22 protein-coding genes are annotated in these 16,039 nt (G+C 59.1%); all 22 read right to left on the reverse strand.

What is annotated here, in order from left to right:
- Position 1: 1 nt before the first annotated feature.
- On the reverse strand, positions 2 to 604 hold the full coding sequence (locus ACGHP1_RS08350) for a hypothetical protein (protein WP_005941694.1): 603 nt from the start codon (positions 602 to 604) through the stop codon (positions 2 to 4).
- Between the two features lie 3 nt (positions 605 to 607).
- On the reverse strand, positions 608 to 799 hold the full coding sequence (locus ACGHP1_RS08355) for a hypothetical protein (protein WP_005941692.1): 192 nt from the start codon (positions 797 to 799) through the stop codon (positions 608 to 610).
- Between the two features lie 16 nt (positions 800 to 815).
- Complete coding sequence (locus tag ACGHP1_RS08360; RefSeq protein WP_005941690.1) at positions 816 to 2,717, reverse strand: hypothetical protein; 1,902 nt, start codon at positions 2,715 to 2,717, stop codon at positions 816 to 818.
- A 3-nt stretch (positions 2,718 to 2,720) separates the two neighbouring features.
- On the reverse strand, positions 2,721 to 3,104 hold the full coding sequence (locus ACGHP1_RS08365; RefSeq protein WP_390508942.1) for a hypothetical protein: 384 nt from the start codon (positions 3,102 to 3,104) through the stop codon (positions 2,721 to 2,723).
- A gap of 184 nt (positions 3,105 to 3,288) precedes the next feature.
- Positions 3,289 to 3,564: a hypothetical protein gene (locus ACGHP1_RS08370; protein WP_005941686.1), complete on the reverse strand. Its 276-nt coding sequence runs from the start codon at positions 3,562 to 3,564 to the stop codon at positions 3,289 to 3,291.
- Between the two features lie 12 nt (positions 3,565 to 3,576).
- Positions 3,577 to 4,599: a N4-gp56 family major capsid protein gene (locus ACGHP1_RS08375; protein WP_044953652.1), complete on the reverse strand. Its 1,023-nt coding sequence runs from the start codon at positions 4,597 to 4,599 to the stop codon at positions 3,577 to 3,579.
- A 58-nt stretch (positions 4,600 to 4,657) separates the two neighbouring features.
- Positions 4,658 to 6,022, reverse strand: coding sequence for a ribosomal-processing cysteine protease Prp (locus ACGHP1_RS08380; RefSeq protein ID WP_154259928.1), 1,365 nt, complete (start codon positions 6,020 to 6,022; stop codon positions 4,658 to 4,660).
- 18 nt (positions 6,023 to 6,040) lie between these two features.
- Complete coding sequence (locus ACGHP1_RS08385) at positions 6,041 to 6,304, reverse strand: hypothetical protein (protein WP_390508946.1); 264 nt, start codon at positions 6,302 to 6,304, stop codon at positions 6,041 to 6,043.
- A gap of 12 nt (positions 6,305 to 6,316) precedes the next feature.
- Positions 6,317 to 8,266 carry a hypothetical protein gene (locus tag ACGHP1_RS08390; protein ID WP_005941678.1) on the reverse strand — a complete coding sequence of 650 codons (1,950 nt, stop codon included), beginning with the start codon at positions 8,264 to 8,266 and terminating at the stop codon, positions 6,317 to 6,319.
- Positions 8,267 to 8,420: 154 nt separating this feature from the next.
- Positions 8,421 to 9,881 carry a terminase large subunit domain-containing protein gene (locus ACGHP1_RS08395; RefSeq protein ID WP_005941675.1) on the reverse strand — a complete coding sequence of 487 codons (1,461 nt, stop codon included), beginning with the start codon at positions 9,879 to 9,881 and terminating at the stop codon, positions 8,421 to 8,423.
- Positions 9,862 to 10,572 carry a hypothetical protein gene (locus ACGHP1_RS08400; protein WP_390508949.1) on the reverse strand — a complete coding sequence of 237 codons (711 nt, stop codon included), beginning with the start codon at positions 10,570 to 10,572 and terminating at the stop codon, positions 9,862 to 9,864. Before ACGHP1_RS08400 ends, ACGHP1_RS08395 begins: the two co-directional genes overlap by 20 nt.
- Positions 10,573 to 10,815: 243 nt before the next feature.
- On the reverse strand, positions 10,816 to 11,127 hold the full coding sequence (locus ACGHP1_RS08405) for a SqdX protein (protein WP_390508952.1): 312 nt from the start codon (positions 11,125 to 11,127) through the stop codon (positions 10,816 to 10,818).
- A gap of 159 nt (positions 11,128 to 11,286) precedes the next feature.
- Positions 11,287 to 12,171: a hypothetical protein gene (locus ACGHP1_RS08410; RefSeq protein WP_390508954.1), complete on the reverse strand. Its 885-nt coding sequence runs from the start codon at positions 12,169 to 12,171 to the stop codon at positions 11,287 to 11,289.
- A gap of 460 nt (positions 12,172 to 12,631) precedes the next feature.
- Entirely contained in the window at positions 12,632 to 13,249 is a 618-nt protein-coding gene (locus tag ACGHP1_RS08415) for a hypothetical protein (protein WP_371292857.1), read from the reverse strand.
- Entirely contained in the window at positions 13,246 to 13,464 is a 219-nt protein-coding gene (locus ACGHP1_RS08420) for a hypothetical protein (RefSeq protein ID WP_154259933.1), read from the reverse strand. The genes ACGHP1_RS08415 and ACGHP1_RS08420 overlap by 4 nt, the downstream gene beginning before the upstream one ends.
- Positions 13,461 to 14,219, reverse strand: a complete 759-nt coding sequence (locus tag ACGHP1_RS08425; RefSeq protein ID WP_154259935.1) for a hypothetical protein — start codon at positions 14,217 to 14,219, stop codon at positions 13,461 to 13,463. The genes ACGHP1_RS08420 and ACGHP1_RS08425 overlap by 4 nt, the downstream gene beginning before the upstream one ends.
- Positions 14,216 to 14,401 carry a hypothetical protein gene (locus ACGHP1_RS08430; protein WP_154259937.1) on the reverse strand — a complete coding sequence of 62 codons (186 nt, stop codon included), beginning with the start codon at positions 14,399 to 14,401 and terminating at the stop codon, positions 14,216 to 14,218. The genes ACGHP1_RS08425 and ACGHP1_RS08430 overlap by 4 nt, the downstream gene beginning before the upstream one ends.
- A gap of 13 nt (positions 14,402 to 14,414) precedes the next feature.
- Positions 14,415 to 14,633, reverse strand: a complete 219-nt coding sequence (locus ACGHP1_RS08435) for a hypothetical protein (RefSeq protein ID WP_154259939.1) — start codon at positions 14,631 to 14,633, stop codon at positions 14,415 to 14,417.
- A gap of 1 nt (position 14,634) precedes the next feature.
- Complete coding sequence (locus ACGHP1_RS08440; RefSeq protein WP_044953647.1) at positions 14,635 to 14,907, reverse strand: hypothetical protein; 273 nt, start codon at positions 14,905 to 14,907, stop codon at positions 14,635 to 14,637.
- A 53-nt stretch (positions 14,908 to 14,960) separates the two neighbouring features.
- Positions 14,961 to 15,209, reverse strand: coding sequence for a helix-turn-helix domain-containing protein (locus ACGHP1_RS08445; protein WP_154259940.1), 249 nt, complete (start codon positions 15,207 to 15,209; stop codon positions 14,961 to 14,963).
- 15 nt (positions 15,210 to 15,224) lie between these two features.
- Complete coding sequence (locus ACGHP1_RS08450) at positions 15,225 to 15,473, reverse strand: hypothetical protein (RefSeq protein ID WP_005941639.1); 249 nt, start codon at positions 15,471 to 15,473, stop codon at positions 15,225 to 15,227.
- Positions 15,474 to 15,789: 316 nt separating this feature from the next.
- Positions 15,790 to 16,035, reverse strand: a complete 246-nt coding sequence (locus ACGHP1_RS08455) for a hypothetical protein (protein WP_154259942.1) — start codon at positions 16,033 to 16,035, stop codon at positions 15,790 to 15,792.
- Between the last annotated feature and the right edge of the window lie 4 nt (positions 16,036 to 16,039).

Raw genomic sequence — 16,039 nt, forward strand, 5'->3', positions numbered from 1 at the left:
CTTAAATAAAGAACAGCGGCAGGATCTTCGCTGCAATGCCTGCCACCTGCAGCGCCCCGTTCATAAAATTCTGCCACCCGTTCTGCTTTGCGCTGTAAGCGTTGTCGTACTCGTTCTTTTTGTACTGTAGGCCTTCGGTCCAGTTGGCAAGGTCGTTCTGGTACTGGCTGTAGTCCTGCTTTTCCGCGCTCTGCAGCCCGCTCAGCTGCTGCTGCAGGCCGCTCTTCTCCGTGTTGTACTGGGCCTTGCTCTGGCTGTATAGGCTGTCCAGCACATTGTCCAAGCTGTTCATCGTGCTGGCATAGGCGTTCTGTCCCGCCTGCGTACCGTAGCTGGAGCCGTAGCCGCCGGTCATGGCGGCGGCATTCGCCTGCGCATTCTGGTTTGCCAGCTTTGCCTGCCGGGTGTACTGGTTCTTGTACTGCTGGTAGGCTGCATCTGCATCCGGGTCGTAATCAAAATCGCCCATGTTTTCCAGCTTGTCCATCACATCCTTGATCTGGCCCTGATACTTGCTCTGGTAGTCTGCAGGCTTCGTTTTCTCATACTGTTCCAGGTTGTACCGTGCCGTGTTCAGGCGGTCATTGTTTCCAAACAGTCCCATTTTTTATGCTCCTTCCCCGTTCATCCGTTCTAAAAATTCTTCCGAGCAGTTCTCCCGGTCAATGTTCGTCAGCACATAGTTCAGCTGTTCCGTCAGCTGGTACAGGTAATTCCGCAGCGCACGGGCATCTTCTGCCGGCATCTCACTGCTGAAGGAAGGCAGCGCAATGCCTTCCAGTCCCGCCAAACTTGCCATTTCTACGCTCCTTCTCTCATTTCCTCGGCTGTGCCGCGCTCACGCGCCCACCGGTCGCCGCCGCCAGCGTAAAGGCCACACTGCGCAGCACCATCTGCCCGGTGCCATAGATCTTCAGCTGCAGCGTATCTGCCCGCCGGGGCACAAAGGGCAGGTTGATGCGCTGGTGGTCCTTCCCTGCTGCGCAGGTGCCCAAAGTTTCAAAGGCTCCGCCGTCATAGCTTGCAGCCACCGTTACCACCGTGTGGGCCAGCGCATCCAGCCGCACCGTCACCCGGCTGATGTACTTGTCGTCCGGTACGCTCAGGCCAATGTCTCCGCTCACCGCTTCAAACTGCAGCGCCGTTTCCTGCCCTGCTTCCTCCGTGCCGCTTTCCCGGTCAGGATCTGCGGCCCACAGTACGCTGCCGTCCCACAGGTACAGCTGCTGCCCGGTGGATACCATCTCGGTGCCTGCAGCGCTTTCCTCGTGCCACAGGCCTTTTTCCGTGTCGTATACCAAAAGCCGTCCGGCCTGCGGGCCGCCTGCTTTCTGGTGCAGGTACAGGTAATACCGCATGTCCATGCTTCCCGCCATGGCCCAGTCCACCGCAGTCAGCCCGCTGGTGTCCAGCGCAGCGGATACCTTTGTCGGCAGGCTTCCGTCCCATGCCATCACCCCGTCCGGCGAAAGATAATACAGCGTCTCTGCGATCACGCACAGGCTGTTCGCTGCGTTTGCCGCCACGCCCCGGCAGCGCACGCTGCTCATCTGGTAATCGCTGGGCTTTGTGCCGTACAGTTTGTGGATGCAGTTTTCCTTGAAGAATAGCAGGTATCCCAGACAGCTTGCAGCGCCGGTAAATGCGCCGTCACTGCCTACGCTCACGGCATAGCTGTCCGCTGCAATGCCCTGATAGCTGTACCAGTTGGTCGGGTCGCCCAGAGCACAGGCGTAAATGGTGTTTTCCTTCCGGCTGCATCCCCACACCCGGTTTCCCTGTTCCGTCACAAAGTCCAGTTCCGGCACCCGCCGCTCCACCTTCACCGGTGCGGCCGCTGCGTCGTTCTCGGTCACGGTGCCGTCAGCGCTCTTCCATGTCACACTGGTCTCCGTCATAGTCCAGCTTCCGTAATACCGGTTGCTGTCCTCGGCCCGTGTCAGCACTGCCACCATCTCGTCGCCGTCCATGGTCTGGATCATCACCTCACCGTTCAGTCCTTTTGCCACTGCATTGCACACTGTGTCCGGCATCCCGCTTATGGTCACAGTGTCCCCCTCCCGGATCACTCCGCCGATCCCCGGACACCGGATCTTCACCGCGCTCAGCAGCACTTCCACCCACTTTTTGTTTTTTGCACTGTAGCGTAGCAGCACCGCATTGCTGTCATAGGCTTCGTTGCTGTCACTTTTCAAAAACAGCTGTCCGTCCTCCGGCTCTTTCGGTTCGGTCTTGCCTGCGCCCGCCGGGGTGTATGTCCGGCCTTCGGCATCGCAGGGGGTCACGGTCACGCTTTTCCCGCCCATCTCCCACTGTGCGCCAAGGCGCGTCAGTTCGCCGGTGCCCGTGTCAAAAGCCACCTTGTCAGGCCAGATCAGCACTTTCGTGCCCATGCCCGCCATGGCCTTGCGGTCATCGGTCAGCACGTTCTCCAGCACCACCGCACCGGTACGTACTTCTTCGTCCGGGGTGTATTCCAGCGTCTTTCCGCGGCAGATCAGCAGCCCATTCAGGTGGTACATTCCGTTCACACCCTGTACCGTCCGCACATTCCTGCGCATTTTCCGCGTCTGCAGCGCCGGGTATCCCCGGCTGGAAAAATTCATTTCCCCGCTGAACTCTGCCTCGCTGCAGCCGTATCCTTCGTTCAGCCCGCCAAAGGCCCGCAGCATCTGGCGGCTCGTCTGCAGCACGTTCAGGTTCGTTCCATCCATCATCCCTCAGTACCTCCACTGCGCACCAGCGGCCGGTGCGTACCGCTTCCGCATCCATACGGCAAATTCCTGCAGGTAGTCGCTGTACACCTGCAGCTCATTCATGGCCCGTGCTGTCTCGCCCAGCGCCAGATCCATCTGCGCACACAGCCAGTGCACATACAAAGGGCAAAAGGCTTCCGGTGCCAGCAGCACCGTTTCGTATTCCAATCCTTCGTTCCAGTTCACATCCGCACCCACAGCATCAAAGTCCGCCGTCCGGCTGCGCTGCACAATGCTCGTGCGCATCCGGGCATCGCACTGGTGCAGCCAGCTCTGTTTCAGGCTGTCCGTAAACTGGTTGTTCGGCCGCAGTTCATCGGCCTGTTCTATCGCCTGTCCGACTGTCATCTTATCAAGTCTCCTTTCCGGTCAGCTCCTGCTGCGCAGGTCACGGCTCCCTGCGTTCTTCCTGCCGCAGCCAGCAGTCGCCTCTGCTGCAAAAACACCCGGCACAGCCATGTGCCGCTGTACCGGGTGTCTGTTTTCATTTTGCAAAATGCTCTTTTCTTTGCAAGAGCTGTGCTCTTCGGCCTTACACGCGCTGCGCCTGCTGCACAGCAGCGCTTTCCGCCGCCACGATCTTTGCCATTGCCTCGCCGTCCATCTCTTCGCTGTGGCGCAGCACCTCAGCAACCGCCTTCGGTACCTCCACGTCCACACCGCGCTGGATCAGGTAGGTCTCACCGTTCACGCCCACGAACACCGGCGTTTTGTAGCGCTGGTTGTCCTTGAACAGCCGGATCACCTCCGTGTCCTTTTCCGGTGCTGCCTGCACAGCGGCTTCGGTTTCCTGCTTCTTTACTGCCATGTTGGTTCCTCCTTAGTTTGCCAGCGCCTTTGCGCTGTAGCGTGCCGAGCAGCTCTCAATGCGCACCATGTACTGCTCGCTCAGCCGTTCCGCCGTCTTGGTGGCCTTCCAGCCCACAGAAGCACGCTGGTTCAGCGGGTCATCGCCGTAGCCCAGCTGCTTCACAATGTGCTGCATACCGCCGCCTTCCAGTTCGGTGGTCGCGTAGGCGTGGGCACCCAGTACCAGCGTGCTGTACACAGCCAGCCCCGCCGGGCAGCCATCGCCCTTCCACACCTTTGCCTCGCTGGAAACCACGAACCGCACGTTGTTGATCTTGCCGATCTCGCCGTTGAAGATCTCCTCCGGTGCCGCATACTTGTGCGCCTCGATCCAGTTCGGGTCCTTGCGGATATCGTAGCTGGTGTGCGGGTGCACAATGGCCACAAAGCTGTCGCCAATGGTGTCTGCGTTCTGGGTCTGCAGCAGCGCCACTGCCTGGTCGATCAGATCCACCGTCAGCTGTGCAGTGGCATCCAGATCCGCACGGCTGGTCACGGCGGTCTCCGCGCCGCCCGTTCCGATCTTCGGTGCATAGATCACGTTGGTGCCGCCGTTCAGGATATCGCGCACAATGGTGTCCATGGTACGGCCGCCCTGGCTTGCCAGCACATTGGTGGCCTGCACGATGTTGTTGTCAATGGCCGTCAGATCCAGCATGTCGGTCAGGGGCACCCAGCCGCCGTACTGGTGCACCTCGGCGGTCACGGTGGTCACGTTCAGCGCCTGACCTGCCGGGGTCACGCCCTCGGTCAGCGGCGTGGTGGCCTTGGGCAGCGCATCATACTTGCGGAACTCAATGGTCTTGCCGTTGTTCGCCGGAATCGGGTAACTGTCGCCGAACTGGTCATGCACCAGTGCAGGCTCTGCCAGATCCAGCAGGGTCTTTTCGTAGTAGGTCTTCATCTCAGCCGTCATACCGGCTGCGCCCGTGGTGTTCTGCAGCTGTGCGCTTGCATCCGCAAACATCTGCAGATCCAGTCTCTTCTTGCTCATTTGTTTATCCTCCTTCAAAAGGGTTTATCTTTCTCGCATTCTTCGCGCGGGAAATCTCTCACAGCACAATGCGTTCTCCGCGCTGTGCCCTGCGTGCCAGCTCTTTCCGCTGCTGCCGTGTCATGTGGGCCACATCCACCTTCATCTCGGCCGCGCCGCCGGGGTGTGTCCCGTTCTCAGCCGGGCGCTGGCTGCGCTGCTGGATGCGCGTCGCCACGCCCTGCTCCACCTGTTTTGCCGTGCGGGCCGTCTGGTTTTCCATCAGGCGGTCAAAGTAGGCTGCACGGTATGCCGCTTCCAGCCCCACGCCCCGCCGGATCATATCCGCCACGGCAGGGTTGTTCAGCACTTCGTCCAGCTCAAAGTCCGGGTAGCTGTTTTTCAGCTTTGCCGCTTCTGCTTCCCACCGGGCACGCACTGCCGCTGCACGCTGCTGGTGCTCCGCGGCCAGCCGCAGCTGTTCGGCCTGCTGCTTTTCAGCATTGGCGCGCTGCAGCTGGCCCTCCATGCGGTCCATCTCCCGCGCGGTTTTCACGCTGATGCCCCGCTGCGCCGCCAGCGTTTCATAATATTCATCGTTCTTCACCCGGCCGTTTTTCACGGCATCGATCAGCCCGTCCATGTTGCTCATGTCAATGCCGTAGGCTTCGGCCAGCACCTTGCCCAGCTCGTTCAGCTGCGGGTTTTCCCGGATGCTCTGCACCGCCATCCGCGCAGCATGCTGCATGGCCTCTTCAAACTCTTCCGGGTACTGCTGCATCGCCTTCGCAAAGGCATTCCGGCGCTGTTCCGGTGTCAGCTGCACGTTTTCTTCGGTTTCGCTGCCCTGCTCCTGCTCGTTGCCCTTGTCCGGTTCAGCTTCCTCCTGCGCCAGCCGTTCGGCATCGACTTTGGCTCCCTCATTGAGGGAGCTGCCGCCCGCAGGCGGCTGAAGGTTTTTTTCTGTCGTCACTTTTGCTGCTTTGCCCGGCCTGCTGCGCTTCGCAAGCCGCTCCTGTGCGGGCCGCAGGGCAGGCGGTGCCACCGGGCTGCTTTCGCCCTCTGAAGCTTGCGCACCGTCACCGGAACTGCCAGCTGCTGCACCGTCACCAAATAACTGCAGATCCATGTTGTCTGCATCGTTTGCATGCAGGTTCATGAGCTGCACATTCTCAGGGTACTGCTGGGCCAGCAGGTACAGCCCATCTATCACCAGCTCAAACTTCGCCAGAGTGTCAAGGCTCCGGTTCGCCTGTACACGCAGGATGTTGTCCCCGCCCGGGTCGCAGGTCACAGTGCCGCTATCCACGCTGTAAGCCAGGCTCTGCATCAGTGTGCTCACCGCCGCGCACACAATGTCCTGTCCTTTCGGCGCATAGCCCGCGTGTCCCGATGCCTGCAGGCTCATGTCCTTCCCTTTTTCGTCGTAAATAATGGTGATCATTTTATTCTCCTTCCCCGGTCACTTGTTCAGATTGATCTGCTCGATCGCCGCCCGGATCTCCATCGTTTCCAGATACATTCCCATGCGTTTCTGCTGCTCCCGCAGCAGTTCAAGCGGGCAATCATGCCTCGGCTCTTCCCTTCCGGTCCTTTCCGCCGCCTCGATCCGGTTGCAAAACCCTTTCAGTCTTTCGTACCGTTCCTTCGTCTGCCGGTACTCCGCTTTAAAGCGTTCCCGGTAGTCGTTACTGATCATGCCATCGATGGTGTCTTTCAGCTCCATGCCGTTCCTCCTTCACTTGTTCGGGTTGTTCACGTCCATGGCCCGCTTTGCGGCCTGGGTCGCCATGCTGTTGCTCCCGCTTTCGCCCACCACATCTCCCAGACTGTTGGTGGTGCTCTTCGCGTCCGCGGTCCCGCCGCCCCCTGTTCCGGCAGCACCGGCAGCCTGTCCGGCCGCGCTGGCTGCTGCGCTCACGTTGGTGCCGTTCTGCTGGTCAATGATGGCGGCCATCTTCTGCATCTGCTGTGCCATCTGCTGCAGCTGCTGGTACAGCGTGCCGTTCTGGCTCACCCTCTCCCGCACCTTCTCAATGCCTTCAAAGTCCATCATTTCCAGCGCAGCAAGGGCAGCATCGGCGTTGGCCGGTGCAAAGAATCCCAGCTGGTAGCACTCCTTTGCCGTCTCGTTCTGAGAAAGGCGGCTGAAAGTGCTTTTCTTTGCCGCGCTTACCGTAATGTCGAACACCGGCTCATGGTCGCCCAGCTGCACACCGCCCACATTGCCGCCGGGCACGGCCTGCAGCATCGCATTGCTGAACGGCACATACTCCACGCCGCCGCTCTCGCCGGTAATGCGGTATACCCGCTCTTCGTCGTAGAACTGCCGCATCAGCTCGATCACAAGGTAGCATTCTTTTGCAAACGTCCGGTACGCGCTTTTCAGCATATCGCGGCTAAGTTTGCTGCCCGCCTCCTGCAAAGCCGCAATGGCGCTTGCCGCTGTCAGGCCGCTGGTGGTTCCGCCCTGGCTCACATCCCGGTTGCCGCTGATTTCCTTCAGCTCGCTCACCCGTGCATCCCGGTAGCTGATGCAGTTGCCGCTCAGTACATTGGTCTGCAAAGGCCGGAAACTGTCGTCCGTCAGCCTGCCCACCACGTGCACGATGTCCTTGCCAAAGTCGGCCAGCTCTTCTTCGTTCACACCCGCTGTGTCGCTCAGCACATAACGGGCCTTTGCAGCCAGTTTCACGTTTTCGTCCATGGCGTGGTTCATCTCGTCAATGGCGGTCTGGGTGTCCTTCATCACATCAATGTATCCAAAGCCCGCCGGGCTGTCCTCTTCCCGGAACAGCGGGTCAAACACAAAGGGGTATTTCCCGTGGTCGTAAAAGCCCCGCTGGGCATACTGCGGGTCGTTCTCGCTGGCATACAGCACCACACCGTTGCAGTATTTGCAGTAATGCAGCACCGTCTGCCCGCCCTCAAGGGCCTTTTTGTAATACCAGTCCACCACAACGCTTTTGTCGCCGGTGTCAATGCTGTCGTCGTGGATGTACTTTGCCACATCCATGCTGCTGCCCGTGTGCCCGGCCATCTGCGGGTATCGCCCTTCCAGCTGGTCATTGTCCATAAGGCTCAAGCTGAACAGGTGCGGCGTGTCCTGAATATCTTCCACGCCCGGCTCCCAGTACAGCATCAGCAGGTTCACGCTCCGGATGCAGATCTCGCCAAGCCCGCCGCGCGCCTCCGGGTCCCAGAACACGCCCTTCACGCCGGTGCCGGTCTTCAGCTTGCGCCACCATGTGTCGCTGTACACGGTCTCGTAGTCGCACTGCTCCAGTACCGTGGGCAGGATCTTGGAAAGCGCTTTTGCTGTTTTCTCGTCGTCCTCTGCCCGCGGCAGCACGTTCGGTTCCGGGTAGTTGTCCATGGCATCGGCGTGCTTGTTGGCAATGCTGTTGAACAGCCATCCGCTGGAAGGCTTGGGCTTGCCCTGCATTTCCTTGTTTTCGTAATTTTTCCAGTGCCCCATGCGAAACCACAATTCGTTATCCACAATGCGCTTGTCAAGGGCTGCTTTTCCAGCCTTGTATTTCTGCAAAATGTCGTTTGCCTTGCGGATGTCCTCTTCCCCGATCACCTGCTGTGCGGGCAGTTCCGGCTCTGTCGTCAAGCCGTTTTCCCCCACCAATGGTGCTTCATCGAAGTGGTTGATAAACTGTTCAAATTTTCCTCCGTCCACGTTCCCGCTCCTTTTTCCTGATGCCGTTTATCGCTAGGGTCTCTTCTCGTGAAAATGCATTCGGAGCGGCCCACAGGCCGCGACAAATGCGAAAAATAAAAATCAAATTCCGCTGCATATGCCCAGAGCGCACGCGGTGGGCATTCAAATCGTTTCACACCCTCATCACCCGCGTCCGGCTCTTGCGTCTGTCCATGTCCAGCGGGTCATCTTTCATCGGCTGCACCGGTTCGGTCTTTCTGGGGCTGATGGGGTTTTCCATCAGCACATACCGGCACTCGTCGTAAATGTGGTCTTCCTGGGTGGTGTCAATGTCTTCCACCCGGCTCTCGTCGTACACAAGGTTCGGAATGGTGCGGATAAAATGCCTGCAGGTATCAAATACCTGAAACATCGGCCTGCCCTCGCCGTCAAATGCCAGCCGGTAGTGCAGCTGCATCTTGCCTGCAAGTCGCGTGTGGTCGCCCGGTGTCCAGAAGATGTAATTCGGGTGCTTTTCCTGCATGGCCGCAATGCTCTCGCCCTGACTCTCGTTGAAGATAGCCGGGTCTGCCACGCCGGTAATTTGCCGCCCGCGCAGCATTGGGTCGTTTTCCTCCGCTTCCTTGATGCGCCGCGCCTGCTCTACCGGGTCTATCTTCAAGCCTTCGTTGGGCACGCCGGTGCAGCCGTACAGCTCCTTGATGCGGTAAAGCCGTCCTTCCTCGTCCGCTGCGTACCAGCCAACGGAGAAAGGCTTTGCATAGCCAAAATCGTACCCGCGCCAGATGCGCCAGTGTGCTGGAATGCGGAACGGCTTGATCACATGCGTCCACCGCTGATCCTCGTAGTGGGCCGGGTCGTTGCGCCATTCGGTAAATACCTGCCCGTTAAAACTGTCCCAGTCGCCGTAGAGCAGCGCCTGCTTTTCCGCTTCCGGTAAGCTTGCCAGTGTGCCCAGATATCCCGGGTCGTTTTCCAGCAGCTTTTTGTTGTCAAACACCGTGGACGGGATAAACACCCTTGTCCGCCGCAGCTTTTCTACACTGCCGTCCGGTTTTTTCACATCCACCAGCTGCACCATCCTCGTGCCCGGTGGTGCCGGTGTAATGAACCGTGCCTTCACCCATCCGTGGCCAATGCCGCCGGGGTTTGCCGTGGCCCGCATGTACACTGCCGTGCCCGGCCCGGTAGGTCGGTTGCGGCTCATCAGGTAGCTGTATTCCTCCCAGGTAAAGTGGGTCAGCTCGTCCACGCCGATAAAATCAAAGGCTTTGCCCTGATAGTTGTATTTGTCCTGCGTGCGGAACATGCTGCCAAAATAGATCTTCGCCCCGCTCGGAAAGGTCCATACGTGGCTGGAAGCGTTGTACCGCGCTTTCGGGAATACCGGCTTGTAGTACTGCATCGTCTTGTCGATCAGCTCCGAAAGCTGCGGGTAGGTTTTCCGCACGATCAGCCCGCGGTAGTGCGGAATGTCCACCTGCCGCAGCGCTTCGATCACCAGCGCATCGCTCTTTCCTCCGCCTGCTGCCCCACCGTACAGCGCTTCGTCCTCGCTGCGGCGCATAAAGGCTGCCTGCTTGGGCTGCGGCCGCCAGATGACCAGTCGGTTTTTATACAGTTCCGCTGCCATCCAGCACCACCTCCTGCTGCCCACCCTCGTCCTGCCGCTCCATCAGCACCGCCGGGGCCGCGCTCTGGCCGCTGCCTTCGTCCTTCGGCACCAGTGCCGCAGCCTTTTCTGCTGCTGTCAGCAATACCGCTGTCACCTTGGCCGCGTCTTTGTCGCTCATGGCAAGGCTCTCGTATCGTTCCAGCTGCTTTTCCAGCTCGGTGCGCTCTTCGTCCGTCAGCTGCCGGTCGTAGGTCCCCGGTGCGCTGCGTATCACAAGGCCTGTCTCGGCAGCGTCCTGCAGGTTTTCTTCCTCGCTCTTCAGCAGCACGCCCAGCTCATAGTTTCTGGCCCGTGTATCCTCATCCAGACGCTGCTGCAGCTTTGTCCGTATCTCGGCGGCGCGCTGGTTCTCTGCTGCGCGCTGCTGCAGGTAGCTCACCTGTGCCTTTGCGCCCAGCGCCGCCCTGGCTGCGATCTCCCGCGCCGCTTCGGCCCGTGCTTTTGCAAATTCTCCGTCCGGCTTCTTTGCTTCCTCTGCCACCCAGCTGCGGATGGTGCTCTCCGGCACGCCGTATTTTCTCGCCACCGCACAGATGGAGTTTGTGCCGATCATGGCCATCACCACCTCGGCCCGCACCTTTGCCGGGTACTTTTTGCCCCGGCCCTGCCTGCCCGGCACGGTGTTTTTGCAGTATCTGCGCTCAGCCATGCCCGGCCCTCCTTCCTGTGCTGTTGCTTTCAGCCTACCACCAAACAGCCTGCAAAAACACTGCGGACATTTTGCGGTCGTCGCAGCGAGTATGGGTTGTGGCTCCCAGCGTCTGCTTCGGCCCTTGGGGCGGGCCTTGCATCCTGCTGGCCACGGCCCCAACAACTCCTCCCTGTTTCCGCCACTGGCGGCGGTCGTCGTTGTTGCATCACAAAACCACCGGATGCATCCGCACCCAGTGTTTCAGATCAGCCCTGCTTTTGCAGCAAACACCGCTGCCGTGCTCAGCGTTTCCAGCTCCTTGTGGTAGTATGTCGTCCGCCCAATGTGCAGTCTTTCGATCGTTTCCGCCTCCGGCCGCTCTTCCAGATACCGCAGCCTGAGCAGATCCGCACAGGTCCCGTCCACCTCGGCATAGTAGTCCAGCACCTGCCGGATCACCCGTCCCCATGTGTCCGGCCCTGCGGCCGCACAGCCTGCCGCGTCCGCTGCTTTCTGCTTGCGCCCGTACTGCCGCAGCGCCTTTCTCACAGCCTTCTTCTGCTGTCTGGTCACTCGTCCACCGCCTTTCACGGCTCTATCTGCTTTCCAAAATTTTCCTTCATTCGCAGTTTTGGCCCGTTTCCGTCACTGTCCGCGCATTTTTACGCTGATTTTGTGTATTTCTCCGCGTTTCGCGCAATGATAACACGCAAAATAAAATAATTTTATCTGTCAGGTGCGAACTTTCGCAAACCCTCTCCGCCGCAGGATCAGATACGCCTGCGCTTCGGTAGCCTCCCATCCGTCTGGCCGCGGCCTGTCCGCTTCGTACAGCTGTCCGGGGTCATAGATCATCACCTGTACCACCTCAAAACCCGGATAGTGCTGCTCCCACCAGTAGGCATTCTCTGCGCATTCGGTGCAGCCCTTGCGCAGCTGGCGTCGGCTCCACTTCGTGTCGCTGGGTGCCAGTTCTTCCGGCTGGCTCAGATTGCGTGTTTCAATGCAGGCCCGCTCTTTGTGGCCGTATATGTAGCCTATGGTCCCGTTCTTGCCCTGTCCGTCCACGCCCAGCAGCTTCTTCATGTCCATGCGGTCGGCGGATATGGTGCCCAAAGGCTCGTACTCGCCTGTTCCCGGCACGCGCCGCCGCCACAGATCTTCCAGCATTTCGCGCCATTCCCGCCGGTCGGCAGCTCCCATCCCCACACATTCGGCAAAGCCGTGCATGTGCAGCCGTCCAGCTTCGCCTTTGCGCACAGCCCATAGCATCAGCCGTATTTTGTCCCGGCTCACACCAAAACGCTTTACCGTGGCACCGATCACCCGCCGCTTGTAGTTCTCCACATCCCGCCTGCAGGCTGCAAAGTCCTCCGGCAGATAGGACTCTTCGTATGTTCCGGTCAGGAAAAAGCCGTCCCGGCCAAAGTTCGCAATGGCCTTGCGCTGCTTGCGGCGTAAGCTGGCGTGCTTGTTCCGCTCTTTCTGGCCCCGGTCGCTCTCCTTGTGCTTCTTGCCGCGCCTGCGGTGCTCCTGATCTGTCACTGCATAAACGCCAACGGCCATGTACTCGCTGCCGCACCGGTATTTCTTTTCCCGAATGTAGCTCTTCTTCATCTGGCCGTCCTCCTGCATCGGTATGCTGCCGGTATTTGTTTTCTCTTCTGTGCCCATCACCGTCACAGAAATAACGGGTATACTAGCTCCCCAAAGCGCCCACCCCGGACGCTGTAAAAAGCGGTTCATCCTGCTATAAAATAAATGGTATAAAGGCTCCCGCCTGCCGCCGGTACGCTCCGGCAGCACCCGGCAGACTTTATCCTGCTGCGCTGTCGCCAAAGCCCCCGGCATCCTTTTGCCAGGGGCTTCCTCTGTTATCTTTTTCGTCTGCGCTGTCCTTTGTGCGCCATCCAGCCTTCCTTTACGTAGTCGCTCCGGTTCACTCTGTCCCGGGATACCATGTCCTTTGTGTAGGCTTTTTCTGCTTTCACCGCAGCCGCCCATGCCTTGTACTTTTTGCACGTCCCATGGCACGCCGGGTTCCTTCCCGGACAGTCTGGTTTGCAGCACCATGTGATCATGCCGGTGCCTCCGGTTTCCCGGCTGCAGCCCAGTAGCCATAGCTCAGCTCTTTTTTGCCTGCTTTCCGGACCGCAGCGTTGTAAAGGCACAGCTCATGCACAGCACGCTGCAGCTCGTCCGGCTTCTCAATTCCCGTGATCGGTGGCCTGCTCTTTTTCGGCACGCTGCTTCTGGCTCCCGGCGCATTGCACAGCACGCCCCGCCGTATCCTCTTCCGTGTCAGGCCGTAAATGCCCTGCGGCCTGCAGTGCCCGGCATAAAAAACATTCGTCACGGTCTGTGTGTTCTTAAACAGACCCTTTTCTACCAGCTCTGCGGCCGTACCTTCGTGCAGCAGGTTTCCGTCCGCGTCAAACATGCTGTAAAACCATACCTCCCGCATCTGGGTGCCGGTCCTGTGGTCCGGTTCTGCTTTCGGCTTTGGCTGCTTTTCTTCCCGTTCTAGCCGCCACTTTTTCGGCTTTGCCTTTTTCTTCTTCTGGTGGGCATAGCCTGTGCATACGCTTTCAGCGCGGTTGTAGTATCCCTGTTCCATCAGCTCCTGCGGTGTACCTTTTGCACGCAGTGCTCCGGTCTTTGCATCGTACAAACTGTAAACGTATTGCTTGCTCACACTCTTCCTCCATACAGTTCAAACTCCGCACCGTCTTCGGTGATCAGCACCCCGCCGTCCAGCGCTTTTGCCAGCTGCTGCAGCCTCTGGGCGCTCAGCTTTTCCAGCCCGCCGGGCTTGCACCATCGCCGCACATCAAGCGGCCTTGTGGCCAGCATCAATGCCAGCGTGCTTTCATTTTCGCCACGGTAGATCATGGCTTCCTTCAACGTCATCTTAAACGTCTCCTCTCCCAGCTTTCCGGCGCAGCTGCCTGCTGCAGAACTGCCTCGATCTTCTTTTTGATCTCACCCGGTGCCAGCACTGCCGTGCCTGCAGGCGCAGCGCAGCGGCCCATGGCTCCGGCCATGTTCCGCCGGAAGAAAGCATCTTTCTGTTCCTCATAGTCCCGGTCTGCCTGTTTTGCCCGCTCTTCGTCCGGGATGTCTTCCACAATAATGTCGTCGGTCTGCAAAGCGTCGCAGGCACAGCGGCGCAGGTGCTCCATGGCAACATCCAGCCCGTCCGCACGGCCTTCTTCATTCACCTGCCGGTAATTGGCAAGAGTCTCCTGCTTCAATCGGTTCAGCCGCCCGGCACCATATCCCAACAGCTCCATGCAGGCCTTTGCGTATAAGGTCCATACCATGCTGGCGGCCACATCGCCCGCCATGCGCAGCTGCTGCTCCCGTCGGGTACGCGGTGCACGCAGCACCGGCACCCGGAACTCCGGCTCCACGCCCTCCGGCATCCAGTTGTCCCGCATCGCCCTGCTCTGGTCGGTGCTGGGCATTCCTTTGCCGTTCGCCTGCATGGCAATGTTCAGACTTTCCAAGCCCAGCTCTTCGGCACGCAGCTCGATCCGGTTCAGTCGGTCCTTGCCCACACCAAAGCACTGGTGCAGCGCAATGATGATGCACCAGCGTGTCATTTCCGCAGTGCCGTCCCGCGTCAGATCCAGCTCCTGCCGCAGGTTCATTTTCTGCTTCACTGCTGTTTCACTCCTTCCCGGTACTGCTCAAACAGTGCGATCCAGTCCTGTGTGCTCAGCTGTTTGTCCCGGCTCGCTTCGCTCAAAAGCCGGTATGCACTGCTTTCCTTGTCGGCCGGGTGCTGCCAGTCCAGCTTTTTCAGCTCTTCGGCCATCCGGGCACGGTATTCTTCCAAGATCATCTTCGTTTCCCTTTCACGGCTCCCCGCGGTCGTTCATCCAGCTGGCAGCCAGTGCTCTGGCATCCGTCAGCTTGTCGCACAGCATGTTCACCGCGGTTTCCTTCATCCACTCCGGCAGCCGGTCGGCCTGCAGCAGAGCCGCACCCATGTCCCGCACAAGCTCTTCACCGTACTGCTCCATCCGCTGCCAGATCTCCGTTTCTTCCGGTGTCATGTTCATCGGCGGCCGCATCTCAGCCCGCCTTTCTCCGGCTTTTCGGCTTCACCGTGTCCGCCGGGGCTTTGTGTGCCTTGTTGCCTTTCCTGCTTTCCTTGTCCGCACAGCAGCCAAGGCCCAGCATGGCCAGCGCTGCCGCCAGCAGCACCAGCGCCGCAGCGGCCCAGCCCAGCATTTCCCAGCCGTTCGCGCTGTGCTCAATGCCGCTGGATACCAGCAGCGCGCCAATAGCCGTCACCATAGCTGCCATATACCACAGGCTTGCCCGGATGGTTGCTTTCAGTTTCACTTGTGTTTCCTCCTGTTTCGTGTTAAACTTCTGGTGATAGTGGCTCAAAACTATCACCCTGTAAGCTCGTCGGTGTTCGCTGCACCGGCGGGCTTTTTGTTTGGCCGGTTCAGTTTTCCCTGTTCCAGTGCCCGGTTCTTGTCAATGCGCCACAGCCGCGGTCCCACCTTTTCGGCAGGCAAAAGCCCGCTGCGGCACATCTTCTGCACCGTCTTTTTGTCAATGCTCATCAGTTCGGCGTACTGTGCCGGACTCAGATATGCCGGCAGCTGCCGCGCATCATAGATCCGCGCTTTTCTCATATTACGTCTGCCTCCTCAATCCGGGCTGAAGGTCTGAAACCGGCATTCTTCTCCCGTTTTCGCTTTTATGTACCCGGCATTCTCTGCATCCGCCAGGCTGTAAAAGTCAAATTTTTCTTTCAGGCACGCCAGCACCTTCCGCTGCATCGGCTCCGGCACGCCCGCCTGCCGCATCGCCATCAGGCAGTATCCCATGCAGGCTGCATTGCTCCACGGTTCACTCAGCCCTGCCAGTGCCTGCATGGCGTATTCTTTTTCCATCATTGCTTTTCTCCTTTCGTGCACTTCTCCTCCTTGACAAAGGCTCCCTCCCCGAGGGAGCTGTCGGCGCAGCCGACTGAAGGAGTCTCATGCGCTCTTGCCACTTCTCCCTTTCCTGTGCTACAATCATCTCAAAATAGGAAAGGAGGTATTTTCACGGCATCACAGTTTCAAATCCGTACCAAAGATATCCCATTGCTCGTTCATGCGCTGCAATCGCTCGAAACTGTACCGGATACATGGTTCGGATCTGTAGACGACCCTTCTTTGATCTCTGAAATGAAGAATGCTGCCCGCGCCCTTCCGGTCAAACTGCGGCTCAAGACTCTTCAGCTGTCAAGCCTCGATGTTCTGGCTCTGCAGCAGGCTTGCTGCTATCAGTGTTTAGAGTGCAAGCTTTCAAGGCAGGACTACAAACTGCTGGAAGACTATTCAAATCAGTTCGCAGCACTTCTGGCTTCTGGCAATCTTGGTATGTTACAGTAAATATCTTTCCTTGCGCGCCATTCATAAGCGCTGCTCTCTGTGCCCGCCTCAGGCGGGCTTTTTCTTTGTTTTCGTCCACATTC

Source organism: Faecalibacterium sp. i21-0019-B1, assembly GCF_042852915.1.
Taxonomy (GTDB): domain Bacteria; phylum Bacillota; class Clostridia; order Oscillospirales; family Ruminococcaceae; genus Faecalibacterium; species Faecalibacterium taiwanense.